Here is a 25489-nt window from a genome sequence, read left to right as displayed (position 1 = left end):
AAAGCGGACCTATGAGCGGATTTTCCCTTGTCGATCTCGAAAGCATCGTCGCGGAGCGGTCGAAAACCTCGCCCGAGCAATCCTGGACGGCGAAGCTTGTCGCCGCCGGCCAGCCGAAAGCGGCAAAGAAGCTCGGCGAAGAAGCGATCGAAGCCGTGATGGCGGCGGTGACCGGCGACCGCGACAATCTGACTTATGAAGCCGCCGATCTGCTCTATCACCTATTGGTCGTATTGAAGATTGCTGAAATACCGTTAGAGAATGTCATGGCCGAACTCGAGCGCAGAACCGCGCAGTCCGGCCTCAAGGAAAAGGCCAACCGGCAGAGTTCATGAGTATCGCGACTGAGATTATCGGGGTGCCGGAAACGTTGGATCACTTCCAGTCGGAATCCTATTCGCCCTATCACTTCTTCTCTTCCGAACAATGGGCGAAATTCCGTGCCGACACGCCGCTGACGCTGACCAGCGACGAGGTCAAGCGACTGCGTTCGATGGGCGACCCGATCGATCTCGACGAGGTCCGGCGCATCTATCTGTCGCTGTCGCGGCTGCTGTCGGCGCATGTCGAATCCTCGCAGCTGCTGTTCGAACAGCGCAACCGCTTCCTCAGCCTGTCTGACGTGACGAAGACGCCCTTCGTCATCGGCATTGCCGGCTCGGTCGCAGTCGGCAAATCGACCACCGCCCGTATCCTCAAGGAGCTTCTGGGCCGCTGGCCTTCCAGCCCGAAGGTCGATCTCGTCACCACCGACGGCTTCCTTTATCCGAACGCCGTGCTGCAGCGGAAAAAGCTGATGCAGCGCAAGGGTTTTCCGGAAAGCTACGACACGGCGGCGATCCTGCGTTTTCTCTCGGCGATCAAGGCCGGGCAGCCGGATGTGAAGGCGCCCAGCTATTCGCACCTCGTCTATGACGTACTGCCGGACGAATACAAGATCGTCGACCGGCCCGACATCCTGATCTTCGAGGGCATCAACGTGCTGCAATCGCGCGACCTGCCGGCCGGCGGCAGGATCGTGCCGATGGTCTCCGACTTCTTCGATTTCTCGATCTATATCGATGCCGCGGAAGACCAGATCCACAACTGGTACGTCGCACGCTTCATGCGCCTGCGCGAGACTGCCTTCCGCGATCCGAATTCCTATTTCCATCGCTACGCCTCGATCAGCGACGCAGAAGCGCTCGAAATTGCCGGGGATCTCTGGGGGAATATCAACCTGAAGAACCTGCGGCAGAACATCCTGCCGACGCGGCCGCGTGCCGATCTCATCCTGAAAAAGGGCAAGGATCACCTGATCGAACAGGTCGCGCTGCGGAAACTATAGCAGGCGATCCTTCACTGGACCGTCAGCGCGCGGGTTAACGCGGCGCAGCGTCAGATTGATGCGGCCGCCATTCTTCAGCAGCGTCGACGTCGCCGGATGAATACGGTCAACGCCGTGGAAACAAAGTCTCCCCTCGCCGCCCAGGACGACCAGATCGCCGCTCGAAAGCTTGAAGGATAGCGTGCGATCATTGCGGTTGAGGCCGCCGATGCGGAAGAGACAGCTGTTGCCGAGCGAGATCGAGACGACCGGCGCCTGCAAATCCCTCTCGTCCTTGTCCTGATGCAGGCCCATGCGCGCTTCGTCGGAATAGAAGTTCACCAGGCAGGCTTCCGGCGGCATGTCGTAACCGGCAACGTCATTCCAGATATCGAGCAATTCCCGCGGCATATCAGGCCAGGGCCTGCCGGTCGCCGGATGCGTCGGCTGGTAGCGATAGCCGCGCTCCCTATCCGTTACCCAGCCGAGCGGCCCGCAATTGGTCATGCGCACCGACATCGGCTTGCCGGTTCCGGGCATGGCGGGCACATAAAGCGGCGCTTCGGCGACGATCTTGCGGATCACCTCGACCAGCACCTCCTGACGCGCCCGATCGAGATAGCCGGGAAGGTGGCGAATGCCGCTCAAAAGCTCCGGCATCTCATTCGCCGCCGCTGCCGCCGGGACGGCCGCGCATTTTCTTGACTTCGGAGCGGCCGGATTTTTCCTTCAGGCGGCGTTCGACCGAACCCTTGGTCGGCCTGGTCTTCTTGCGCGGCGGCGGCGGCGGTTTGGCGGCCTCCAATATCAGCTCCTTCAGCCGCTCGCGCGCGTCCTCTCTGTTGCGGTCCTGGCTGCGAAAGCGGCTCGCCTCGATCATCAGCACGCCGTCCTTCGACAGGCGCCGGCCGGCGAGCTTCACCGCATTGGCCTTGACGCGATCGTTGAGGGATGGCGAATTTGGAATGTTGAAGAACAGCTGGACCGCGGTCGAAACCTTGTTGACGTTCTGCCCGCCGGGACCGCCCGCCAGAACGAATTGTTCCGTCAGCTCCCATCCAGCGATGGTGATCCTGTCGTCGATATAGAGTGCGTCGCTGGCCATGCGGCGTTCTATCTCATATCGGCAGCCAATTGGAAATATCGGCCGTCAACGGGAAAACCCGGCAATCCTGCGATGCCGGGTTTCACGTGAATCAGAGATTCTGTCTAGCGCAATTCCCGGCAAAAGCGCTTCGCGCTTTGCCTGGCAAAACCGCTGCACACTTTTGCTGGAATTGCTTGCGTTTCTTATTCGGCTGCGACCTTCACGCCGGGAGCCGCGTCGCGGACGCCGCCATCGACGTGGTTCTCGAACTTGGCGAAGTTGGCGATGAACATCGAGACAAGCTTTTCCGCCTGCGCGTCATAGGCCGCCTTGTCGGCCCAGGTCGAGCGCGGATCGAGAATACCACCGTCGACGCCATCGACGGAGACCGGCACGGCGAAGCCGAAGTTGGTGTCCGTGCGGAACTCGACCTGGCCGAGCTTGCCGCTCAGAGCCGCGGCCAGAAGGGCGCGCGTCGCCTTGATCGGCATGCGCTTGCCGGTGCCGTAGGCGCCACCGGTCCAGCCGGTGTTGACGAGCCAGCATTCGACGCCGTGGCGGCCGATCAGATCCTTGAGCAGATTGCCGTATTCAGCCGGATGTCGCGGCATGAAAGGGGCGCCGAAGCAGGTGGAGAAGGTCGCCTCCGGCTCGACGACACCCTTTTCAGTGCCGGCCACCTTGGCGGTGTAGCCGGAAAGGAAGTGATACATCGCCTGATCGGGCGTCAAACGCGCGATTGGCGGCATGACGCCGAAGGCATCGGCTGTCAGCATGATGATCGTCTTCGGATGTCCGGCCCGGCCCGTTTCCGAGGCGTTCGGAATGAAATGCATCGGATAGGCGCAGCGGGTGTTTTCGGTCAGCGAGCCGTCGTCGAAATTCGGCTCGCGGCCTTCGTTCAGCACGACGTTTTCGAGCACGGTGCCGAAGCGCTGCGTCGTCGCATAGATTTCCGGCTCGGCTTCGGCCGAGAGCCGGATGGTCTTGGCGTAGCAGCCGCCTTCGAAATTGAAGATGCCGTTTTCGCTCCAGCCGTGTTCGTCGTCGCCGATCAACGTGCGGGCCGGATCGGCCGACAGCGTCGTCTTGCCGGTGCCGGAAAGGCCGAAGAACACAGCCGCATCACCGTCCGGGCCGACATTGGCCGAGCAGTGCATCGGCATCACGCCCTTGGCCGGCAGCAGGTAGTTGAGCACGGTGAACACCGATTTCTTCATTTCGCCGGCATAGGAGGTGCCGCCGATGAGGACGAGACCGTTGCTGAGATCGCAGGCGATCACCGTTTCCGTCCGGCAGCCGTGGCGGGCCGGATCGGCCTTGAAGCTCGGCAGATCGATGATCGTCAGCTTCGGCACGAAAGTCGGCAGCGCCGCCGCTTCGGGGCGGATCAGCAGATTGCGGATGAACAGCGAATGCCAGGCGAATTCGGTGACGACGCGGGTCGGCAGCGCATGGCCTTGCTCGGCACCGCCGACGAGATCCTGGACGAACAGCTCCTTGCCCGCGGCATGCGCCAGCATATCCTCGCGCAGCAGGGCAAAATGCTCCGGCGACATCGGCTTGTTGTTGTCCCACCAGATTTCGCCATCGGTATTGGCGTCGCGAACAACAAACTTGTCGCGCGGTGAACGGCCGGTGTGCTGGCCGGTGAGAGCCCGCAGCGCACCCTGAGCGGTCAGTTCGGCTTCACCCCGGCGGATAGCTTCCTCATAGAGTGCTGCGGCGGAAAAGTTGTAGCGGACGCTGGCTGCGCCGCCCAATCCTACCGTTGCCAGCTCCGTTGCCGGGTTATGAACTCCGAACTTTTCCATGGCTAGTTCCCTTTGCTCAGGCTCGTTGCCGTTAAAACTAATCGCGAAAATACGGGGAGAAATTTTAAAACACAAGACACAGAATTTGAGAAAATGCAGTAATATCAAATATTTAATCGATTTAAATTTATCGCCTCATTTTTAAATCGTTTTAGAAAGGCGCGTTGAAACATTTCACCCCGCCACTTAAGATTGCCGGAAAATTTTACGACAATCTTTCCCTTTATCTTTGCCACAATTTGTTCCACCTTTATCCTCCATAAGCGCATCCGGTCACTGAGACCGCCTGGGGAGAGCAAAATCCGGGAGATTGTGCACTGATGACGGAGACCAACACCATGCCGACAATCGCGCTCGTTGACGACGACCGCAACATCCTCACCTCGGTGTCGATCGCACTGGAGGCCGAAGGATATAAGGTCGAGACCTATACGGACGGTGCTTCGGCGCTCGACGGCCTTCTGGCACGACCGCCGCAGCTGGCGATCTTCGACATCAAGATGCCGCGCATGGACGGCATGGAACTGCTGCGCCGCCTGCGGCAGAAGTCGGATATTCCCGTCATCTTCCTCACCTCCAAGGATGAAGAGATCGATGAGCTCTTCGGCCTGAAGATGGGCGCCGACGATTTCATCACCAAGCCTTTTTCCCAGCGCCTGCTGGTCGAGCGCGTCCGCGCCGTTCTGCGCCGCGCCTCGAGCCGCGAAGCCGCAGCCGCAGGCGGCACCAGCCCCGCCGGCGCGCCGAAGACCGGCGTCGTGCAGCAGGCCCGCTCGCTGGAGCGCGGGCAGCTGGTCATGGACCAGGAACGCCATACCTGCACCTGGAAAGGTGAGGCCGTGACGCTGACGGTGACCGAATTCCTGATCCTGCATTCCCTGGCGCAGCGCCCGGGTGTGGTGAAAAGCCGCGACGCCTTGATGGATGCCGCCTATGACGAACAGGTGTATGTTGATGACCGGACCATTGACAGCCACATCAAGCGGCTGCGCAAGAAGTTCAAGATGGTCGATACCGACTTTGATATGATTGAAACGCTTTACGGTGTGGGTTACCGCTTCCGCGAAGCAGCCTGACGCTTCACGAGCGCAGGAAGAGACGATTGAGGGTGGCGCCGGCAAGCTGGCCCCGCCCTCCGAAAGGGCCTGTCATTGGCACAGTTGGTGCAGGAAAGGGATCTGGACGACGCGGAGGGCGTGAGCACCCGTCGCGTCCGAGGCCGCCGTTGGTCGCATCCCTTCACGCTGATCCGCCGCATCTTCGGCAATGCGGTGTTTTCGAGCCTGACGCGGCGCATCCTGTTCTTCAACCTGGTCGCGCTGGTGGTGCTCGTCGGCGGCATCCTCTACCTCAACCAGTTTCGCGAGGGGCTGATCGACGCGCGCGCCGAAAGCCTGTTGACGCAGGGCGAGATCATCGCCGGCGCCATTTCGGCCTCCGCGTCGGTCGATACCAACTCGATCACCATCGATCCACAGAAGCTGCTCGAGCTGCAGGCCGGCCAGAGCATCACCCCGGTGCCGAACGACGAGGATCTCGAATTCCCGATCGATCCAGAGAAGGTCGCCCCGGTCCTGCGCCGGCTGATCTCGCCGACACGCACACGCGCCCGCATCTTCGATGCCGACGCCAATCTGCTGCTCGATTCGCGCCATCTCTACTCGCGCGGCCAGGTGCTGCGCTTCGACCTGCCGCCGGTCGAGGAGGAGAAACAGACCTGGAGCGAGTGGTTCGCGACCCTGTTCAACAAGGCGCTGCAGCCCGGCAATCTGCCGCTCTATAAGGAAGCGCCGGGCGGCGACGGCTCGATCTATCCCGAAGTGATGAACGCGCTGACCGGTGTGCGCGGCGCCGTGGTGCGCACCACCGAAAAAGGCGAGCTCATCGTTTCCGTCGCCGTGCCGATCCAGCGCTTCCGCGCCGTGCTCGGCGTGCTGCTGTTGTCGACGCAGGCGGGCGATATCGACAATATCGTTCATGCCGAGCGGCTTGCCATCATGCGCGTCTTCGGCGTCGCCACGCTGGTCAACGTGCTGCTTTCGCTGGTGTTGTCGTCGACGATCGCCAATCCGCTGCGCCGCCTTTCGGCCGCCGCCATCCGGGTGCGGCGCGGGGCCAAGGCGCGTGAGGAGATTCCCGACTTTTCCGCCCGCCAGGATGAAATCGGCAATCTTTCCATAGCTTTGCGCGAGATGACGACGGCGCTCTACGACCGCATCGATGCGATCGAGAGTTTCGCCGCCGATGTCAGCCACGAACTCAAGAATCCGCTGACGTCGCTGCGCAGCGCCGTCGAAACGCTGCCGCTTGCCCGATCCGACGATTCCAAGAAGCGGCTGATGGACGTCATCCAGCACGATGTCCGCCGCCTCGACCGGTTGATCAGCGATATCTCCGACGCCTCCCGCCTCGATGCCGAACTTGCGCGTGTCGATGCCGGCTCCGTCGACATGGAGGTGCTGTTGCGCGACCTCATCGAGGTTTCACGCCAGGTCAGGAGCAGCAAGAAGCAGGTGGAGATCGAATATGCGATCGATCGCAAGCCGAACGTCAAGACGCGCTTCGTCGTCAACGGCCACGATCTGCGCATCGGCCAGATCATCGCCAACCTGATCGAGAACGCCCGCTCCTTCGTGCCGGAGAAGGGTGGCAAGATCACCGTGCGGCTGGTGCGGACACGATCGCGCTGCGTCACCACCATCGAAGACAACGGCCCCGGCATCCAGGCGGAAAATATCGACCGCATCTTCGAGCGTTTCTATACCGACCGACCGGAATCGGAAGGATTCGGACAGAATTCGGGGCTCGGCCTGTCGATCAGCCGGCAGATCGCCGAAGCCCATGGCGGCTCGCTGAGGGCGGAGAACATCACCGATGCCGAAGGCCAGGTGCTCGGCGCCCGCTTCATTCTCGCTTTGCCCCTTGATGCCTCCGCATGACGGCGGCTTTGAACATCCATGCGACGGCGATCGTCGTCGGCCGGACGGGGCTGCTGTTCAGCGGCCCTTCCGGCTGGGGAAAATCGATGCTGGCCTTTACCTGCATGACCGAGGCACGGCGGCTCGGGCTGTTCACGGCACTGGTCGCCGACGATCAGGTGCTGTTGTCGCAAGAGACCGGCGCGGTGATCGCCACCTGTCCGCCGTCGATCGCCGGGCTGATCGAACTTCGCGGCACCGGCATCGTCCAGCAGGATCATGTCGCCCGGGCGCCCATGCATTATGCCGTGCTTCCCGGCAGCGCCAGCGGTGAAAACCGTCTCCCCCCTGAAGACGAAGTCGTCGATCTTGCCCCCGGTTTGTCGCTTCCCGCATTGCGGTTGCTCACAGGCGTGCCTTCACCCCTTGCAATCCTGATGGCAAAAGCACCCGATATCGGGCAGTGACGCCTTTCGGATTGATCAATCTGCCTTATATATTCGCATTTTTATCTTGCACTTCGGCTTTTCATAGCCAAGATGTGCCGCCACCGGTGGACGTAATTGCTGCATTGCGATATTGGGGCCACCGTTCGCGTATATGGGAGCAGTAATATCATGATCGGACTTGTGCTTGTCACTCATGGCAAGCTGGCTGAAGAGTTTCGTCATGCTGTCGAGCACGTCGTCGGTCCTCAGAAATTCATCGAGACGGTCTGTATTGGCCCCGAAGACGACATGGATCAAAGACGGCAGGACATTCTGGAAGCTGTTTCCGGTGCCGATGACGGCCATGGCGTCGTCATTCTGACCGACATGTTCGGCGGCACGCCGTCCAATCTCGCCATATCAGTCATGAGCAGCGGCCATACCGAAGTCATTGCCGGCGTCAACCTGCCGATGCTGATCAAGCTCGCCGGCGTGCGCGGCGAGAACAATATGGAGAAAGCGCTGGTGGAGGCTTCCGAAGCCGGGCGAAAATATATCAATGTCGCGAGCCGCGTGCTCAGCGGAAAATAACGGCCCTTCATGACATCGCTCTCCCGGGAACTCCTCATCATCAACAAGCGCGGTCTTCACGCGCGCGCCTCCGCCAAATTCGTGCAGATGGTCGAGACCTTCGATGCCGCCATCACCGTTTCCAAGGACGGGATGACAGTCGGCGGCACCTCGATCATGGGCCTGATGATGCTTGCGGCAAGCCCCGGCTCGAGCGTCGTCGTCTCGGCGAGCGGCAGCCAGGCCGAAGAAGCCCTGGAGGCTCTGGATCAGCTGATCCAGAACCGCTTCGGCGAAGAAATGTGAGCGCTGGCCGAGCTCATATAAACATATAAAGACTTCTTTATATCCTTATTGCCTTCCCATCAGAAGCCTGCTAAACGGCTGGCATGCCGTGCGCTTGCTCGTGCCTGCGCTTTTTTTGAGACGTTTTTCAGCCTGGAGACCTCTATGAGCACTGAAAAAGATTATGTCGTCGCCGATATCGGGCTTGCGGATTTCGGCCGCAAGGAAATCACCATTGCCGAAACCGAAATGCCGGGGCTGATGTCCTGCCGCGCCGAATTCGGCGACGCAAAGCCGCTCAAGGGTGCACGCATCACCGGCTCGCTGCATATGACCATCCAGACGGCCGTGCTCATCGAAACGCTGGTGGCGCTCGGCGCCGAAGTCCGCTGGGCTTCGTGCAACATCTTCTCGACGCAGGATCATGCCGCTGCTGCGATCGCCGCCGCCGGCGTGCCTGTCTTCGCCATCAAGGGCGAGTCGCTCGAAGATTACTGGGTCTATACCGACAAGATCTTCCAGTGGGCCGATGGCGGCCTTTCCAACATGATCCTCGATGACGGCGGCGACGCCACCATGTACATCCTGCTCGGCGCCCGCGCCGAAGCCGGCGAGGACGTGCTGTCCCATCCGCATTCCGAGGAAGAGGAAATCCTCTTCGCACAGATCAAGAAGCGCCTTGCGGCTTCTCCGGGCTGGTTCACCAAGCAGCGCGACGCGATCAAGGGCGTTACCGAAGAAACCACGACCGGCGTCAACCGCCTTTACCAGCTCAGCCAGAAGGGCCTGCTGCCCTTCCCGGCGATCAACGTCAACGACTCCGTCACCAAGTCGAAATTCGACAACAAGTACGGCTGCAAGGAATCGCTGGTCGACGGCATCCGCCGCGGCACCGACGTGATGATGGCCGGCAAGGTTGCCGTCGTCTGCGGCTACGGCGACGTCGGCAAGGGTTCTGCCGCTTCGCTCTCCGGCGCCGGTGCCCGCGTCAAGGTCACCGAAGCCGATCCGATCTGCGCCCTGCAGGCCGCCATGGACGGTTATGAAGTCGTGCTGCTCGAGGACGTCGTTTCCTCGGCCGATATCTTCATCACCACGACAGGCAACAAGGACGTCATCCGCATCGACCATATGCGGGCGATGAAGGATATGGCGATCGTCGGCAATATCGGTCACTTCGACAACGAAATCGAAGTCGCTGCCTTGCGTAACCTCAAGTGGACCAACGTCAAGCCGCAGGTCGACCTGATCGAGTTCCCCAAGGGCAACCGCATCATCCTTCTTTCCGAAGGCCGCCTGCTCAACCTCGGCAACGCCACCGGCCATCCGTCCTTCGTGATGTCGGCCTCCTTCACCAACCAGACGCTGGCGCAGATCGAACTCTTCACCAAGCCCGGCGAGTATTCGAACCAGGTCTATATCCTGCCGAAGCATCTCGATGAAAAGGTCGCGCGCCTGCATCTCGACAAGCTCGGCGTGAAGCTGACGGAGCTTTCTGCGGAACAGGCTGCTTATATCGGCGTCTCGCCGAAGGGCCCGTTCAAGTCCGACCACTACAGATATTGATCGTATCGTTAATATCCACAAGATGTAGAAGCCGCGGCATTGACAAATGCCGCGGCTTATTTTTTGGGCGCTCCCTTCCCGCCGATTCCCTTCCGAAGTATTGTTTTAAGACTTGATTCGGGACGCCGGACCCCGTCCGACCGCTCGAAAATGGGATGTCTTGTCGTAATGCGGCACATTGAAGGACGGAGACATACCGCGGATGTCGGAAATGAAAAACAGCCTGCCCGGTCAGGCGGATGATGGCGCTCGCGCCGGTCGCCGCCTCGTCATGACAGATCAAGAACATAAATCTGCAGCGGCACACGAGGCCGCAAAGCAAGAGCATCGATCATTGGCGCGCTTTCTGAAAGCCTGCGCGGCCGGCACGGCGCTTGCCGCGCTGGCGCGGCCGGTTCTGGCACAGGGCGAGCAGCAGGTGGCAGCCTCGGCTCACCTCTTCACATCCTCGCAGGTCGTCGGCGTTTCCGTCGTCATCGGCGTCATATCGGCAGCCCTGCTTTCGACACTATGGCTCGTGCGCCAGCGCGGCAATCTGGAAAACGAGAGCCGGGAAATCCGTTCGGCGCTTTCCGATGCCCAGCAGCGCATTTCGCAATACCAGGCGTTGATCGCCGACAAGAACCGGCGGATCGTCATCTGGGACGGCAATACCCGCCCCGAACTGCTCGGCCAACTTCCGCCGGAGACCGGCGCGCCGCAGGACGGCGAATTCCTGGCCTTCGGCCTCTGGCTGAAGTCACGCTCGGCCTCCGATCTGGAAAAGGCGATCGACCGGCTGCGCGACGGGGCGCAGAGTTTCGATATGGTGGTCGAAACCATTCGCGACGAAATCCTCGAGGCGCAGGGCCGGGTTTCCGGCGGGCGCGCCTTCGTCCGCTTCGTGGCGCTCAACAATCTGCGCGCCGAGCTCGCAGAACTCAGGATCGAACGCGACCGGCTGATGACCTCGATCTCGTCCTTCCAGACCATGCTCGACGCGATCGACATGCCGGCCTGGCAGCGCGACCCGGCGGGCCGGCTGACCTGGGTCAACCAGGCTTATGGCGAGGCCGTCGAAGCGCGATCGCCGCAGCAGGCGATCAACGAAGGCCGCGAGATGCTAACGACCGTGGCGCGCGAACGCATTCGCGCGACGACGACGCCGGAATCGCCCTTCCACGATACGATCTCGACTGTTGTGCACGGCAACCGCACATTCTTCGATGTCGTCGACGTCAGGCTTCCCGGCGGCTCGGCCGGCATTGCAGTCGATGTGTCCGACATAGAGGCGGTGCGCGCCGAGCTGGAGCGGACGCTGAAGAGCCACGCCGAAACGCTCGACCATCTCGCCACGCCCGTCGCGATCTTCGACGGCGACCGCCGGCTGCAATTCTACAATCAGGCCTTCGTTGCGCTCTGGGAGCTCGACATCGCCTTCCTCGAAGGCCGGCCCGACAATAGCGAGCTGCTCGAGCGGCTGCGGGCGGCCAAGAAGCTGCCGGACCAGCTCAACTGGAAAAGCTGGAAGGAATCCGCCCTTTCCGTTTATCGCGCGCTCGACACGCAATCCGACCTCTGGCATCTGCCGAACGGGCAGACGCTGCGCGTCTTTGCGACCGCCCACCCGCAAGGCGGCGCCACCTGGGTATTCGAAAACCTGACCGAGCAGGTCGATCTCGAAACGCGCTACAACACGCTGGTCAAGGTGCAGGGCGAAACGATCGACCATCTGTCCGAAGGTGTGGCGGTGTTCGGCCCGGACGGACGCATCCGCCTGTCGAACCCGGCTTTCCGGGCGCTCTGGGGGATCACGGAAACGGAGGCCAAGCCCGGCACCCATATCCGCGCATTGGGCGAGGCCTGCGCGCCCTCCTACGACCGGCCGGACGGCTGGAAGACCTTCGCCGAACTGATCACCAGCTTCGACGACGAACGCCGCTCGGGCCAGGGAACGCTGGAACTCTTCTCCGGCCTCGTGCTCGATTACGCCGTCATCCCGCTTCCGAACGCGCAGACCATGCTGACCTTCGTCAACATGACGGACAGCGTGCGTGCCGAGCGGGCGCTGACCGAGAAGAACGAAGCACTGCGCAAGGCCGACGAACTGAAGAACGATTTCGTCCAGCATGTTTCCTATGAGCTGCGCTCGCCGCTGACCAATATCATCGGCTTCACCGACCTGCTGCGCACGCAGGGCGTCGGACCGCTGAACGACCGGCAGGCCGAATATATCGACCACATCTCGACCTCGTCCTCGGTTCTCCTGACGCTCGTCAACGATATCCTCGACCTTGCGACCGTCGATGCCGGCATCATGCGGCTCAACTATGCGGATATCGATCTCAACGACCTGCTCGACGACGTCTCGATGCAGATCGCAGATCGCCTGCATGAAAGCGGCGTGGCGCTTGAAATCACCGCGCCGGCCTATCTCGGCTCGATCGTCGCCGACCCGCAGCGGCTGAAGCAGATCCTGTTGAAGCTGCTTGCCAATGCGGCGAATTTTTCGCCCGAGGGCACCTCGATCTCGCTGGAATGCCACCGCGACGGCACGGATTTCGTTTTCGCCGTCCGCGATCGCGGCCCCGGCATCTCGCCCGACATGATCGCAACCGTCTTCGATCGTTTTGCGACCGGAGCGAAAAGCGGCAAACGCGGCGGCGCCGGTCTCGGCCTGTCGATCGTCGACAGCTTCGTCAGCCTGCATCACGGCGACGTGACGATCGACAGCGAGCCGGGCAAGGGCACGACCGTGGTCTGCCGCATTCCCTCGGTCGACATCCCGCATTCCGCCGCCGCCGAATGACGACCGGCGATACGATCTCGGTTTTTCTGAAGGACGAAGCGGCAACCATCCGCTTCGGCGACGATCTGGCGCTCGCCCTGAAAGCCGGCGATTGCCTGGCTCTTTCCGGCGATCTCGGCGCGGGCAAATCTTCGCTCGCCCGTGCGATCCTGCGCGCCATGGCCGATGACGAGGGGCTCGAAGTCCCGAGCCCGACCTTCACGCTGGTGCAATCCTACGATCTGCGCATTCCCATTTCGCATTTCGATCTCTACCGGCTCGGCGATCCGGCCGAACTGACGGAACTCGGCTTCGACGAGGCCCTGGAGAACGGCATCTGCCTGGTCGAATGGCCCGAGATGGCAGAGGGCGAACTGCCCGCCGAACGTATCGCACTGGGCTTGGAACATGAGGGCAGCGGCCGCCGGGCAACGATCAAGGCCTCGGACCCGCAGGCCTCGCGCCTCCGCAGGGTCCTGGCGATCCGAACCTTCCTCGATGAAGCCGGCTATCCCGCTGTCAAACGCCGCTTCCTGACCGGCGATGCTTCGCTGCGCGCCTATGAGGCGATCTATCCGGACGCTGCCCCGCGAAAAATACTGATGGATTGGCGCCCGCATCCCGAGGGTCCGCCGGTCCATGACGGCAAATCCTATCCCAAGGTCGCGCATCTCGCACAGAACGCCTATCCCTTCGTCGCCATTGCCGATGCCTTGCGTGAACGCGGTTTTGCGGCGCCGGAGATTTATAAGGTCGATTATGAGCAAGGCATCCTGCTGATCGAAGATCTCGGCACCGAAGGCGTGCTCGATGACGACGGGCGGCCGATCGCCGATCGTTACCGGCAAAGCGTCGCCTGCCTTGCCCATCTTCATTCCATGCAGATTCCACAGGATATCCCGGTTTCGACGACACATACGCATCACATTCCGGACTTCGACCGCACAGCGATGAAGATGGAAGTGCAGCTCGTGCTCGACTGGCATATCGCCTGGAAGCGCGGCACGGGCGCCACGGATACCGAACGCGCGGAATATCTTGCGATCTGGGACCATCTGATCGACGAGCTGCAATCGGCTGAAACGAACCTGCTGCTGCGCGACTTCCATTCGCCCAACATCATCTGGCGCGAACAGGAAAGCGGTATCGGCAAGATCGGCCTCATCGACTTCCAGGACGCCATGATCGGCCCGACCGCCTATGATCTTGCCTCGATCGTTCAGGATGCGCGCGTGACGATCGAACCGGAACTGTTCCGGCAGCTGATGGATGATTATCTCAGCCTTCGCCGCGCGCAAGGCGGATTCGACGAAGCCGGATTCATGAAGGCCTGGGCGATCATGTCGGCGCAGCGCAACTGCAAGCTTGCCGGTCTCTGGGTGCGGCTGCTGCAGCGCGACGGCAAGCCCGGCTATCTCAAGCATATGCCGCGAACGCTCGCCTATCTTCAGGTCGCGCTCGAGCACGAAGCGCTTGCCCCCTTGCGCGATTGGTGCGCAAGGGCTGGAATAGGCCGAAGCGAATCATAAGTTCCGGATCAGCATGACGATCAGACAAGCCATGGTACTGGCCGCGGGTCTTGGAACCCGCATGCGCCCGATCACCGACACGATCCCGAAGCCGCTGGTGAAAATCGACGGCAAGCCGATGATCGACTACGCGCTGGATTCGCTGGTTGCCGCCGGCGTCGAACGAGCCGTCGTCAATGTTCACCACCATGCCGGCCAGATGCTGGACCATCTCGAGGCCTATCGCGGCCTCGACATCGTCATATCGGATGAGCGGGAGGCGCTGATGAATTCCGGCGGCGGCCTGGCCAAGGGTCTGACGCTGCTTGATCGCGAGAACGTTTTCGTCATGAATGCCGATCTCTTCTGGATCGGCGAACAGCCCGGGCGACCGACGAACCTGCAACGCTTAGCCGGATTCTTCGATCCCGAACGCATGGACATGGCGCTACTTTGCGTTGGGATCGAGGATACCACCGGCCACAACGGTAAAAACGACTTCAGCCTCTCGGCCGATGGAAGGCTGACGCGGTATCGCGACGACCCTTCCAATCCCGTCGTCTATGCCGGTGCGATCGCCATGAACCCGTCGCTGTTCGACGACGCGCCGCAGGATGCCTTCAACCTCAACATCTATTTCGACAGGGCGATCGCCCGCAAACGGCTGTTCGGCATGATGCTCGACGGGCACTGGCTGACGGTGGGAACGCCGGAGGCGATCGGCGAGGCGGAGGAAACGATCCGACGGCTGCGGACGTTCGCGTGAGCCATGGCGGAGCGGCACCAGCCACGCATTCTGACGATTCCGGCGGGCAGCTCCTTCCTGAAAACGCTGGCGACGACGCTTTGCGACGGCCGATTGACGCCGCTCTTCCGGCATGAGGCCGATGATCCGCTGTCGCTTTCGAGGGTAACGATCTATCTGCCGACCCGGCGCGCCGTGCGTGTGCTGCGTTCGGAATTCGTCGACCTGCTCGGCGGCCGCTCGGCAATCCTGCCGGTCATTCGTCCTCTCGGAGAAACCGATGACGACAGCGGCTATTTCGACGAGGCGCTGCCGGCAACGATCGATCTCGCGCAGCCGCTGTCGAACACCGCCCGACTGCTGGAGCTTGCGCGCCTCATCCTTGCCTGGCGAAACAAGCTGCCGGACATCGTCCGCCATATTCATTCGGACTCGCCGCTCGTCGCGCCGGCGAGCCCGGCCGATGCGATCTGGCTCGCCCGTAACCTTGCGGAACTGATCGATTCCATCGAAACCGAGGATCTCGACTGGTCGGAACTGACAAAACTCGACACCGGCGATTATGCCGCCTGGTGGCAGCTGACGGCGGAATTCCTGCAGATCGCCAGCGCCTTCTGGCCGGAACGGCTTTCCGAACTCGGCAAATCCTCACCGGCGCGGCACAGAAACGCCATTCTCCGAGCCGAAGCATCCAGGCTTTCGGCGACGAAGCCCGCCGGGCCGATCATCATTGCCGGTTCCACAGGTTCGGTTCCCGCCACCGCCGATCTCATCGCCGCCGTCGCCAATATGCCTGAAGGGGTGATCGTGCTGCCCGGCCTCGATCTCTCCATGCCCGAGAAAGACTGGCAGATGGTCGCGCCGGAACCGGCACCCGGCCAGCATGCCAATCCCGCAAGCCGAAGCCATCCGCAATATGGCCTGTCGTCTCTGCTCAAGCGTCTGAAGCTGACGCGTGCCGACGTGACGCTGCTCGACCGGCCGGAGGCCGATCTTGAGCGGCGCGCCGAAGTCCTGTCTCGGGCGCTCACGCCATCGGAGGCGACCAGCGATTGGGGGGCATGGAAGAGCGAGCTGCCTGGGCAGGCTCTGTCTTCAGCCTTCGCCGATGTTTCGCTGATCGAAGCCGCCAACGAGCGCGAGGAAGCGACCGCGATTGCCATCGCGCTCCGGCTTGCACTGGAGAAGCCGGGACAGGACGGCGAGAGCCGGGCGGCTCTGATCACGCCGGACCGCAATCTCGCCCGGCGGGTGATGGCCGAGCTTTCCCGCTTCGGCATCCTCGCCGACGATTCGGCGGGCACACCGCTTGCGGCGACGCCGCAGGGTACGCTGCTGCAATTGCTGCTGGAAGCAGCGCTGCGGCCGGGCGATCCGGTGGCGATCGTCTCGCTGCTCAAACATCCGCTGGCCCGCTTCGGCCTGGACCGCGCCGCATTGATTTCCGCCACCGAGGCGCTCGAACTGCTGGCACTGCGCGGCGGTGTCGCTGAGGTGGATATCAGCACGCTCGAGCCGCTGCTCACCCATCAGCTTGCCGAACAGACGCTCGACAGGCACGCACCGCAATGGCGAAAGGCGCTGGCACCCGACGCCGCCGAAGCCGCCTACGACCTGGCACGCCGGGTCACCCGGGCGACCGAGCCTCTGGCTTCGGCCTTGTTGCGGCACCGGCCGGAAGACCGCGGAAGGACTGTCAGTTTCACCTTGTCCGAATGGGCAGAGCGCACCGGCCGTTCGCTCGAAGCGGTGGCGGCCGATTCCCGAGGCAATCTCGCCGATCTCTGGTCAGGTGAAGCCGGCGATGCGCTCGCCGCCCTGCTCGGCGAAGTGATCGATACGGACGGCCAGATAGAGGCCGACGGGCCGCAATGGATCGACATCATGGCAGCCCTTGCCGCCGGCCACGCGGTGAAGCCGCGGGCGCTCAGCCATCCCCGCCTTTTCATCTTCGGCACGCTGGAAGCCCGCCTGCAGAGCGTCGACACCCTCATCCTCGGCGGCCTGAACGAGGGTACCTGGCCAGGGCAGACCGCCAACAATCCCTTCATTCCGCGCATGATGAAGACGGAAATCGGCCTCGAGCCGCCGGAGCGGCGCATCGGCCAGCTGGCGCATGACTTCGAGATGGCAAACGGCACGCGCCATCTGATCTATTCCAGATCGCTGCGCCAGGGCTCGACGCCGACGGTCGCTTCGCGCTGGCTGCAGCGACTGCTGGCGCTTGCCGGAGAGGCGTTCGAATCGGAATTGAAGGGACGCGGCAACCGGTTCCTTCGATGGGCGGCCCTGATCGATCGCGACGAGGCCCAGGCTCCGGCGCAGCGACCCTCGCCGAAACCGCCGGTGGCACTGCAGCCGACATCCTACTCCTTCAGCGAAGTCGGCCGGCTGCGCCGCGATCCCTACGCCATCTACGCCCGCCGCATCCTGCGCCTCGATCCTGTCGATGCGTTCAACCGCGATCCGGGAGCGGCCGAGCGCGGAACGCTCTATCACAAGATCATCGACCGGTTCATCCGCGAGGCGCATGTCGCCGGCACGCCGGATGCGGCCGCAGCGATGGAACGTATCCTTTCCGAGCTTTTCGACATGGAGCATCTGCCGCCGCATATCGATGCGGTGTGGCGGCCGCGCTTTCGCGCGGTGGCCCGCGCCTTCCTCGAATGGGAAGCCGAACGTCGACCCGGCATCCGCAAGACGCTGACGGAGGTGCGGGGCGGCGTCGAACTGGAAGCAATCAATATCCGGCTCACTGGCGTCGCGGACCGGATCGACGTCACCGGACCGAACGCTGCCGATATCATCGATTACAAGACCGGCTACAACCCCTCGCCGGCGCAGGCACGCGTGCTTCTCGATCCGCAGCTTGCGCTCGAAGCGGCGGCCTTGAGCGCCGGCGCCTTCCGCGATGCCGGCAGCCTCGTGCCGCAGGACCTGCTCTATGTGCGCCTGCGGCCGGGACGCCGTTTTCAGGTCGACACCGTCAACAATGAGAGCGCGGCGCGCAGCGACAAAACGAAATCGGCAATGGATCTCGCCGAGGAATCGCTCGATCAGTTGGTCAAGTTCGTGGGCCTGCTGCAATCCGGCGAGAAAGGCTTCACCTCGCGGCTCATTCCAGCGCAGCAATTCGATTTCGGCGGCGACTACGATCATCTCGCCCGCGTCTCCGAATGGTCGACGGCCGAAACCGAGGAGGGTGGCGGCGATGAGTGATGTAACGCCTCTTCCGAGCGACGACGATCCGCGCGCCTGGATCGGCTGGACGACGATTCAGCAGGCGATTGCCTCCGATCCCGAGCGCTCGGCGTGGGTCTCGGCCAATGCCGGTTCCGGCAAGACGCATGTCCTGACCCAGCGCGTCATCCGTCTCCTGCTTGCCGGGGCGCGGCCTTCCGCCATTTTGTGCCTCACCTACACCAAGGCTGCTGCCTCGGAAATGTCGAACCGCGTCTTCGAGCGGCTGGCGGACTGGGTCGTGCTCGACGATGAAGATCTGAGCCGGCGGATCACCCAGATCGAGGGGACGGCGCCTGATGCAATAAAACTTGCCGAGGCCCGCCGGCTGTTTGCCAAGGCGCTGGAAACACCCGGCGGGTTGAAGATCCAGACAATCCACGCCTTTTGCGAAGCGCTGCTGCATCAGTTCCCGCTGGAGGCCAATGTTGCCGGGCATTTCTCGGTTCTCGACGATCGCGCGGCAGCCGCACTGCTTTCCGATGCGCGCCGGGCGCTGCTGACGGCAACCGCGCCCGAGGCAGACAGCGCTCTGGCCGAGGCCTTTGCCTATGTGCTCGATCTCGGCGACGAATCCGGACTGGAGAATCTGCTCGGCGACATCGTCGCCAATCGCAACGCGATTCGCCGTTTCACCGCAATGGCCGAACAGCAAGGTGGCGTCGATAAGGTGCTGCGCCAACGGCTCGGCCTTGCCGCCGGCGACACGGAAAGCCGGATCGCGGCGCAATATTGGCCTTTGCCGCAGCTTTCAGGCGGCATGCTGGAGCTTTATCTGTCGTTGGCCGACCACAAGGGCGGCGCGAAGGCGCAGGAGGTTGCCTACGGCCTCAGGCTTGCCGGGCGGGAGCGCGATGAGGCAAGGCGCGCTCAGTTTCTCGAGAAAATCTTTCTGACGGCGAAGGGCGAGCCCAAGGCCGACTCGCAATTCTTCGTCAAGGCCATGCTTGCCGAAGCACCGCAGCTGGCGGACGCCATCGCCGCTGCCCGCACCCATGTCGCGGCAAGCCGCGACCGGCTGAAACTGATGCGGATGTATGGCGCGACCCATGCCGCACTCGTGCTCGCCGATCGGCTCAACCGTGACTATGAGGAACTCAAGAAGCAGCGCAGCCAGCTCGATTTCGAGGATCTGATCACCCGTACCGCCGACCTGCTGACGAAAAGCGGCGTCGGCCCCTGGGTCCACTACAAGCTCGATCGCGGCATCGATCATATCCTCGTCGACGAGGCGCAGGATACCAGCCCGATCCAGTGGAGCGTCATCCAGTCGCTCGCCCAGGATTTCTTCTCCGGCGAAAGCGCCCGGCCGATCGTGCGCACGCTCTTTGCCGTCGGCGACGAAAAGCAGTCGATCTATTCCTTTCAAGGAGCGCGGCCCGAGCGTTTTTCCGAGGAAAGCGACCGGACGCGGCGGCGCGTGTCCGACAGTGGCCAGAATTTTTCCTCCGTCCGGCTGCCGCTCTCCTTTCGCTCGACCGCCGACGTGCTCGAGGCCGTCGACGAGATCTTCACATCACCCGACAATGCGCGCGGCCTCAGCGCGCTCGGCGAACCGGTGGTGCATCGTTCCAGCCGCATCGGACATCCCGGCGCCGTCGATCTCTGGGAAATGGTCGCGCCGGAAGCGGTGGTGAAGGAGGAGGACTGGACGGCGCCCTTCGACGCGACGCCGGAAAGCGCACCGGCGGCAATCCTGGCGCGACGGATCGCCCATTCGATCGGCGCGCTCGTCGGGCGCGAGACGATCGTCGACAAAGGCAAGGAGCGCCTGATCGAAGCCGGCGACATCCTGGTGCTGGTGCGCAAGCGCGACGCTTTCGTCAATGCGTTGACGCGCGCGTTGAAGCGGCGCGGCGACATTCCGGTCGCCGGCGCCGACAGGCTGGTGCTGACAAGCCATATCGCCGTGCAGGATCTGCTGGCGCTCGGCCGTTTCCTGCTTCTGCCGGAAGACGACCTTTCGCTCGCCGCGGTGCTGAAGAGCCCGCTTTTCGATCTCTCCGAGGACGACATCTTTGCGGTTGCCGGCCTGCGCGGCGACAATGAGAGCGTCTGGAGCCATCTCCAACGCTTCGCCGCCGACGGCACCGAGCGTTTCCGCGCTGCCGTGGAGACGCTGGAGCTGTTCCTTCGGCAATCCCGGAGCCTGTCGGTTCATGATTTCTATGCGCGCGTGCTCGGCAGCCATGGCGGGCGGCGGCAATTCCTTGCCCGGCTCGGCACCGAGGTCAGCGATATTCTCGACGAATTCCTGACTTTCACCCTCGACCACGAGAGTTCCGGCCTTCCCGGGCTGCAATCCTTCATCTCGACGCTGGAACTCGAAGCGCCGGTGGTGAAGCGCGAGCAGGACAAGGGACGCAACGAGGTGCGGATCATGACGGTGCATGCCTCCAAGGGCCTGGAGGCACCGATCGTTTTCCTGGTCGACGGCGGTTCGAAGGCCTTCACCCATACCCATCTGCCGAAGCTGCGCCTGATCGAGACCGACGCCGACGAGCCGCCGATGCCCGTCTGGGTTCCGGTCTCCGATCTCGCCAATTCGCTGACGCAGAACGATGCCACGCGGATCCAGATGCTGGCCGAGGAAGAATACCGCCGGTTGCTCTATGTCGCCATGACGCGGGCCGCCGACCGGCTTGTTGTCTGCGGCTATCGCGGCGTGCGGGTGCACAACGACACCTGGCACATGATGATTTCGGCGGCACTGCACGACGACCATCCGCATGTCGAGACGACCACGTTCTCCGGTCCCGACGGCGAATGGCCGGGTATCAAATGGCGGGTGCCACGGGTGGAGCGAAGCTTCGAGCGGGCCGACCGCACCCGAGAGCGCGACAGCGAAGAGACGCTGCCGGACGGTCTGTTGCGGCCATTGCCGCCGCAGGCTGAGCTGCCGCGCCCGCTCAGCCCTTCCGGCGCCGGGACGATCATCGACGAGGACGACGGCGGCCTGCTCATCGCATCTCCGCTGTTCGGCGAGAAAGAGCGCAGCGATCGTTCGCTGGAGAAGGGCAGGCTGATCCATCGCATGTTGCAGGCGCTTCCCGACATTCCACCGGGCGAACGACGCGACGCGGCGAGCCGCTATGCCGAGCGGGCGGCACGGTTCTGGCCAGACGCCGAGCGGCGCAAACTTGTCGATTCGGTTCTGAAACTATTGGACGAGCGAGGCCTGCAGGCCGTCCTCGGGACGCAGGCCCAGCCTGAAGTCTCGATCATGGGAACATTGACGCTCGAAGGCCGGCGTTATGCCGTCTCGGGCCGTATCGACCGGCTAGCCGTCCTTGCCGACCGCGTCGTCATTCTCGACTACAAGACCAATCGGGTGCCGCCGGCGACGGAAGAGGCGATCCCCTTCGCGCACCGGGCGCAGCTGGCAATCTATCGCGAGATCCTGGCGCCGCTCTATCCCGGCAAGCCTATCGATTGCATGCTTGTCTATACCGAGAATGCCTCGCTCTACACGCTGAGCGAAACGGTGCTCGGTTTGGCGCTTGCAGCGGTCAAGACAAAGTGAAATACCGAATATTGAAAATTCGGCACCGCACCATCACATGTGGTTCAACACCCAATTCAAAGGAGCAGCCCATGGCTACCGTGAAAGTCGATATCAACAACTTCCAGTCGGAAGTTCTGGAATCCGCAGAACCCGTCGTCGTCGATTTCTGGGCTGAATGGTGCGGCCCGTGCAAGATGATTGCTCCGAGCCTCGAAGAAATCTCTGTCGAGATGGAAGGCAAGGTCAAAGTCGCCAAGCTCAATATCGACGAGAACCCGGAACTCGCCGCACAATTCGGTGTGCGCTCCATTCCGACGCTGGCGATCTTCAAAGGCGGCGAAGTTGCGGATATCTCGGTCGGCGCCAAGCCGAAGACGGCTCTTTCGAACTGGATTTCGAACGCTGCCTGATTGATATCGCATACATGAAAAAAGCCCGGCTCCGACCGGGCTTTTTTCATTTCGCATTCTTCATTTCGCCGCCTTCACTTCGGAGGCGTGCCGTTGTCGGAAAGCACATCGCCGACGAGATAGAGAGAGCCGCCGATGAGGATGCGCGGCGGCAAAGCCTGTGGATCGAGGACGGCCTTTATGGCTTCCAGGGCATCGCCGACCGTCGACATCGGTTCGGCAACCAGGCCGGCGTCATAGGCGGCATTCGACAATATCACCGGGTCGATCATCGCTTCGCTGCCACGGATCGGCACGCAGAAAACCTTCTCGACCAGGCCGGCAAAAGCCTTGAAATAGCCGACCGGATCCTTGGTGTTGATCATGCCGATGATCAGGAAAAGCGGCCGCGGCTGGCGTTCCTCGAAATTGGCCATGGCTTCGGCGATCACCTCGCCGGCACCGGGATTATGCCCGCCATCGATCCAGATCTCGGCACCGGCCGGCGCATGCGAAAGCAGCCGGCCTTCGCTCAGACGCTGCAGCCGGCCCGGCCATTCCACGAAACTCATTGCCTTTTCCATCATCGTCTCGGTGACGGTGAAACCCGCCGCCTTGACGGCGCGAATGGCGGCGGCGGCATTGGCATATTGATGCCGGCCGGGAAGGCGCGGCAGCGGCAGGTCGGCCAGGCCGAATTCGTCCTGATAGACGAGCCGGCCATATTCCTCGTGTGCCATGAAATCCTGCCCGAAGACGGCGCTCGGGCAATGCAGCCGCTCAGCCGTCGACATCAGCACGTCGAGGGCCGCATCATATTCCTGATGACCGATGACGACGGGAAGTCCCGGCTTCATGATGCCGGCCTTTTCGGCGGCGATCAGTTCAACCCTGTCGCCGAGATAGGGCTGGTGATCCAGCGAGATCGGCATGATCACCGAGACGGCCGGGTCGGAAATGACGTTCGTGGCGTCGAAGCGGCCGCCGAGACCGACTTCGATGATCGCGGCATCGGCCGGATGTTCGGAAAACAGGATGAAGGTGACCGCCGTCAGGATTTCGAAGACGGTGATATGCTGCCCGGCATTGGCATCGGCCACACGACGCAGCGCGTCGGCAAAGACGGCGTCATCGACAAGCTGCCCGCGTCCGCCCGCCACACCGATGCGATAACGCTCGTGCCAATTGACGAGATGCGGCGAGGTGTGGACATGAGCGCTGTAGCCGCCTGCTTCGAGCAGGGCGCGGCAGAAGGCGGTGACCGACCCCTTGCCGTTGGTGCCGGCGACATGGATCACCGGCGGCAATCTCAGATGCGGATTGCCGAGTTGATCGAGAAGACGGGTGATACGATCGAGAGACAGGTCGAATCCCTTGGGATGCAATCCCATGAGTTTTTCGATCTCTTGCGCTGCCTCACTCACCGCGGTTTGGCCCCTGGGTATCATTTCGGCACCCCGTTTGCCTGTTATCAGGCGCTCGCCGCCAAGGCGATCGCTCCGCGAGTCACGTCGTTTGCTGCCGAAACGGGCTTCTTCGTCAGGATCTTCAGGATGCGCGCCAGCGTCTCCGGAATGTCGTGACGCTTGACGACCATATCGACCATACCATGTTCGAGCAGATATTCGGAGGTCTGGAAGCCTTCCGGCAGCTTTTCACGCAGCGTCTGTTCGATCACGCGCTTGCCGGCAAAGCCGATTTCGGCGCCGGGTTCGGCCAGATGAATATCGCCGAGCATGGCGTAAGAGGCCGTGACGCCGCCGGTCGTCGGATTGGTCAAAACGACGACATAAGGTTGGCCTGACTCCTTGAGCAGATCGACGGCAACGGTCGTGCGCGGCAGCTGCATCAGCGAAAGAATGCCTTCCTGCATGCGCGCGCCGCCGGAAGCGGGGAACATCACCAGCGGGCATTTTTCCGACGTCGCACGTTCGAAAGCCTTGACGATCGCCTCGCCGGCGGCCATGCCGAGCGAACCGCCGATGAAATTGAATTCATGCACGACGGCGACGAGCTTCAGGCCCTGCACCTTTCCGAGGCCGGCGAGGATCGTATCCTCCTGCTCGGTCTTCAGGCGGCTGTCGCGCAGACGATCGCTGTATTTCTTCGAATCGCGAAACTTCAGCGGATCCTGGGCGACCTTCGGCTGCGGCAGCGATTCATATTCGCCATTGTCGAAAAGATCGGCCAGACGGGCCTTCGCCGGCATCTTCATGTGATAGCCGGAGGCCGGGATGACCCATTTGTTGCCTTCCAGGTCCTTGTGGAAGACCATCTCGCCGGTTTCCGGGCACTTGATCCAGAGGTTCTCCGGCACTTCGCGACGGCCCAGCATGGAGTTGATCCGCGGGCGAACGTAGTTGGTGATCCAGTTCAACTTGAATTCTCCTAACTGACTAACACGCGTCGCGATCTTTCAGATCGGTTGCCACGCTTTAGATCTTTGTTTTCCCGCAGTCGTTGCCGCAAAACCGCGGCACACTTTTGCGCGACATGCTCCATCGCCAATGTGGGCAAACTATTCGGCAGCAACAAGGCGCGCCGAACGTGTTCCCGAGGACAGACCGCGCACCAGTGTTGCGACTGCCTGAACCGTATCGGCCGTGGCCTTCCCGTCCGCGGTCAGGCTGGTGGCGACCTGATTGACGATGGCGGTGCCGACGACGACGCCATCGGCCGAACCGCCGATGACTTTCGCATGCTCCGCCGTTTTGACGCCGAAGCCGACGCAGACCGGCAATTCGGTATGCTGCTTGATGCGCTGGACAGCGCCCGAAACCAGCGACGGATCGGGCAGCGCCGAGCCGGTGATGCCGTTCATCGAGACGTAGTAGACGAAGCCGGAGGTGTTTTTCAGGACGGCAGGCAGGCGCTTCTCGTCGGTGGTCGGCGTCGCCAGACGGATGAAATTGATGCCCTTGCGGATCGCCGGAATGCAGAGCTCGTCATCCATCTCCGGCGGCAGATCGACGACGATCAGGCCGTCGATGCCGGCGGCGATCGCGTCGTCGAGGAATTTCTCGACGCCATAAATATAGATCGGATTGTAATAGCCCATCATGACGATCGGCGTCGCATCATTGGTCCTGCGGAAATCGGCCGCCAGTTGCAGCGTCTTCTTTAGCGTCTGACCGCCTTTCAGCGCGCGCTGGCCAGCCAGCTGGATCGCTGGTCCGTCGGCCATCGGATCGGAAAAGGGCATGCCGAGTTCGATGATGTCGGAGCCTGCTTCCGGCAGCGCCTTCATGATGCCGAGCGAGGTATCGTAATCAGGATCGCCGCCCATGAAATAGGTCACAAGCGCCGGACGGCCCTCGGCCTTAAGCTCGGCAAAGCGTTTGTCCATGCGTGCGGTCATGTC

Annotated in this window: 20 protein-coding genes; 14 read left to right on the top strand and 6 right to left on the bottom strand. The window is 62.3% G+C overall.

Annotated elements, in window-relative coordinates:
* The first annotated feature begins 11 nt into the window (after positions 1-11).
* Together RHEC894_RS00210 and coaA are read left to right on the top strand one after the other, a co-directional pair.
* Positions 12-335 (top strand): phosphoribosyl-ATP diphosphatase, encoded by a 324-nt coding sequence (locus RHEC894_RS00210; protein ID WP_085735408.1) that lies wholly within the window; start codon positions 12-14, stop codon positions 333-335.
* Entirely contained in the window at positions 332-1327 is a 996-nt protein-coding gene (gene coaA, locus RHEC894_RS00205; RefSeq protein WP_085735406.1) for a type I pantothenate kinase, read from the top strand. Before RHEC894_RS00210 ends, coaA begins: the two co-directional genes overlap by 4 nt.
* Here the strand turns inward: coaA and RHEC894_RS00200 are convergent.
* The 3 genes from RHEC894_RS00200 to RHEC894_RS00190 form a co-directional block, all read right to left on the bottom strand.
* A complete protein-coding gene (locus tag RHEC894_RS00200) occupies positions 1322-1966 on the bottom strand; it encodes an alpha-ketoglutarate-dependent dioxygenase AlkB (protein WP_085735405.1) in 645 nt (214 codons plus the stop codon). The genes coaA and RHEC894_RS00200 overlap by 6 nt on opposite strands.
* 1 nt (position 1967) lies before the next feature.
* The gene (gene arfB / locus RHEC894_RS00195) at positions 1968-2411 is read right to left on the bottom strand and encodes an alternative ribosome rescue aminoacyl-tRNA hydrolase ArfB (RefSeq protein WP_085735403.1); all 444 of its coding nucleotides are present in this window, start codon (positions 2409-2411) and stop codon (positions 1968-1970) included.
* Between the two features lie 185 nt (positions 2412-2596).
* Positions 2597-4207, bottom strand: a complete 1611-nt coding sequence (locus tag RHEC894_RS00190) for a phosphoenolpyruvate carboxykinase (RefSeq protein ID WP_085735402.1) — start codon at positions 4205-4207, stop codon at positions 2597-2599.
* 338 nt (positions 4208-4545) lie between these two features.
* Here RHEC894_RS00190 and RHEC894_RS00185 point away from each other — a divergent pair, with 338 nt between their 5' ends.
* The 12 genes from RHEC894_RS00185 to trxA all read left to right on the top strand — a co-directional run bounded on the left by RHEC894_RS00185 (position 4546) and on the right by trxA (position 22149).
* Positions 4546-5283 carry a response regulator transcription factor gene (locus tag RHEC894_RS00185; RefSeq protein ID WP_206427909.1) on the top strand — a complete coding sequence of 246 codons (738 nt, stop codon included), beginning with the start codon at positions 4546-4548 and terminating at the stop codon, positions 5281-5283.
* Between the two features lie 75 nt (positions 5284-5358).
* The gene (locus RHEC894_RS00180; protein WP_085735398.1) at positions 5359-7146 is read left to right on the top strand and encodes a sensor histidine kinase; all 1788 of its coding nucleotides are present in this window, start codon (positions 5359-5361) and stop codon (positions 7144-7146) included.
* Positions 7143-7592: a serine/threonine protein kinase gene (locus tag RHEC894_RS00175; RefSeq protein ID WP_085735397.1), complete on the top strand. Its 450-nt coding sequence runs from the start codon at positions 7143-7145 to the stop codon at positions 7590-7592. Before RHEC894_RS00180 ends, RHEC894_RS00175 begins: the two co-directional genes overlap by 4 nt.
* Before the next feature lie 150 nt (positions 7593-7742).
* The gene (locus RHEC894_RS00170; RefSeq protein ID WP_003544139.1) at positions 7743-8144 is read left to right on the top strand and encodes a PTS sugar transporter subunit IIA; all 402 of its coding nucleotides are present in this window, start codon (positions 7743-7745) and stop codon (positions 8142-8144) included.
* Between the two features lie 9 nt (positions 8145-8153).
* Positions 8154-8429, top strand: coding sequence for an HPr family phosphocarrier protein (locus tag RHEC894_RS00165; RefSeq protein WP_003544133.1), 276 nt, complete (start codon positions 8154-8156; stop codon positions 8427-8429).
* 144 nt (positions 8430-8573) lie between these two features.
* Positions 8574-9974 carry an adenosylhomocysteinase gene (gene ahcY, locus RHEC894_RS00160; RefSeq protein WP_085735395.1) on the top strand — a complete coding sequence of 467 codons (1401 nt, stop codon included), beginning with the start codon at positions 8574-8576 and terminating at the stop codon, positions 9972-9974.
* A gap of 202 nt (positions 9975-10176) precedes the next feature.
* Complete coding sequence (locus tag RHEC894_RS00155) at positions 10177-12762, top strand: PAS domain-containing sensor histidine kinase (RefSeq protein ID WP_085735393.1); 2586 nt, start codon at positions 10177-10179, stop codon at positions 12760-12762.
* A complete protein-coding gene (gene tsaE, locus RHEC894_RS00150) occupies positions 12759-14270 on the top strand; it encodes a tRNA (adenosine(37)-N6)-threonylcarbamoyltransferase complex ATPase subunit type 1 TsaE (protein WP_085735392.1) in 1512 nt (503 codons plus the stop codon). Before RHEC894_RS00155 ends, tsaE begins: the two co-directional genes overlap by 4 nt.
* A gap of 13 nt (positions 14271-14283) precedes the next feature.
* Positions 14284-15015, top strand: coding sequence for a nucleotidyltransferase family protein (locus RHEC894_RS00145; RefSeq protein WP_085735391.1), 732 nt, complete (start codon positions 14284-14286; stop codon positions 15013-15015).
* 3 nt (positions 15016-15018) lie between these two features.
* Positions 15019-18213: a double-strand break repair protein AddB gene (addB, locus tag RHEC894_RS00140; RefSeq protein WP_085735389.1), complete on the top strand. Its 3195-nt coding sequence runs from the start codon at positions 15019-15021 to the stop codon at positions 18211-18213.
* Positions 18206-21757: a double-strand break repair helicase AddA gene (addA, locus tag RHEC894_RS00135; RefSeq protein WP_085735388.1), complete on the top strand. Its 3552-nt coding sequence runs from the start codon at positions 18206-18208 to the stop codon at positions 21755-21757. The genes addB and addA overlap by 8 nt, the downstream gene beginning before the upstream one ends.
* A 71-nt stretch (positions 21758-21828) precedes the next feature.
* Entirely contained in the window at positions 21829-22149 is a 321-nt protein-coding gene (gene trxA, locus RHEC894_RS00130) for a thioredoxin (protein ID WP_004672616.1), read from the top strand.
* Between the two features lie 74 nt (positions 22150-22223).
* Here the strand turns inward: trxA and RHEC894_RS00125 are convergent, their stop codons facing one another.
* The 3 genes from RHEC894_RS00125 to trpA form a co-directional block, all read right to left on the bottom strand.
* Positions 22224-23576 (bottom strand): folylpolyglutamate synthase/dihydrofolate synthase family protein, encoded by a 1353-nt coding sequence (locus RHEC894_RS00125; RefSeq protein WP_085735386.1) that lies wholly within the window; start codon positions 23574-23576, stop codon positions 22224-22226.
* A 23-nt stretch (positions 23577-23599) separates the two neighbouring features.
* On the bottom strand, positions 23600-24505 hold the full coding sequence (accD, locus tag RHEC894_RS00120) for an acetyl-CoA carboxylase, carboxyltransferase subunit beta (protein ID WP_085735385.1): 906 nt from the start codon (positions 24503-24505) through the stop codon (positions 23600-23602).
* Positions 24506-24646: 141 nt separating this feature from the next.
* Positions 24647-25486: a tryptophan synthase subunit alpha gene (gene trpA / locus RHEC894_RS00115; protein ID WP_085735383.1), complete on the bottom strand. Its 840-nt coding sequence runs from the start codon at positions 25484-25486 to the stop codon at positions 24647-24649.
* Positions 25487-25489: the final 3 nt, after the last annotated feature.

The organism is Rhizobium sp. CIAT894 (assembly GCF_000172795.2).
Lineage (GTDB): Bacteria > Pseudomonadota > Alphaproteobacteria > Rhizobiales > Rhizobiaceae > Rhizobium.
This window is presented reverse-complemented; position numbering and strand designations above follow the sequence as displayed.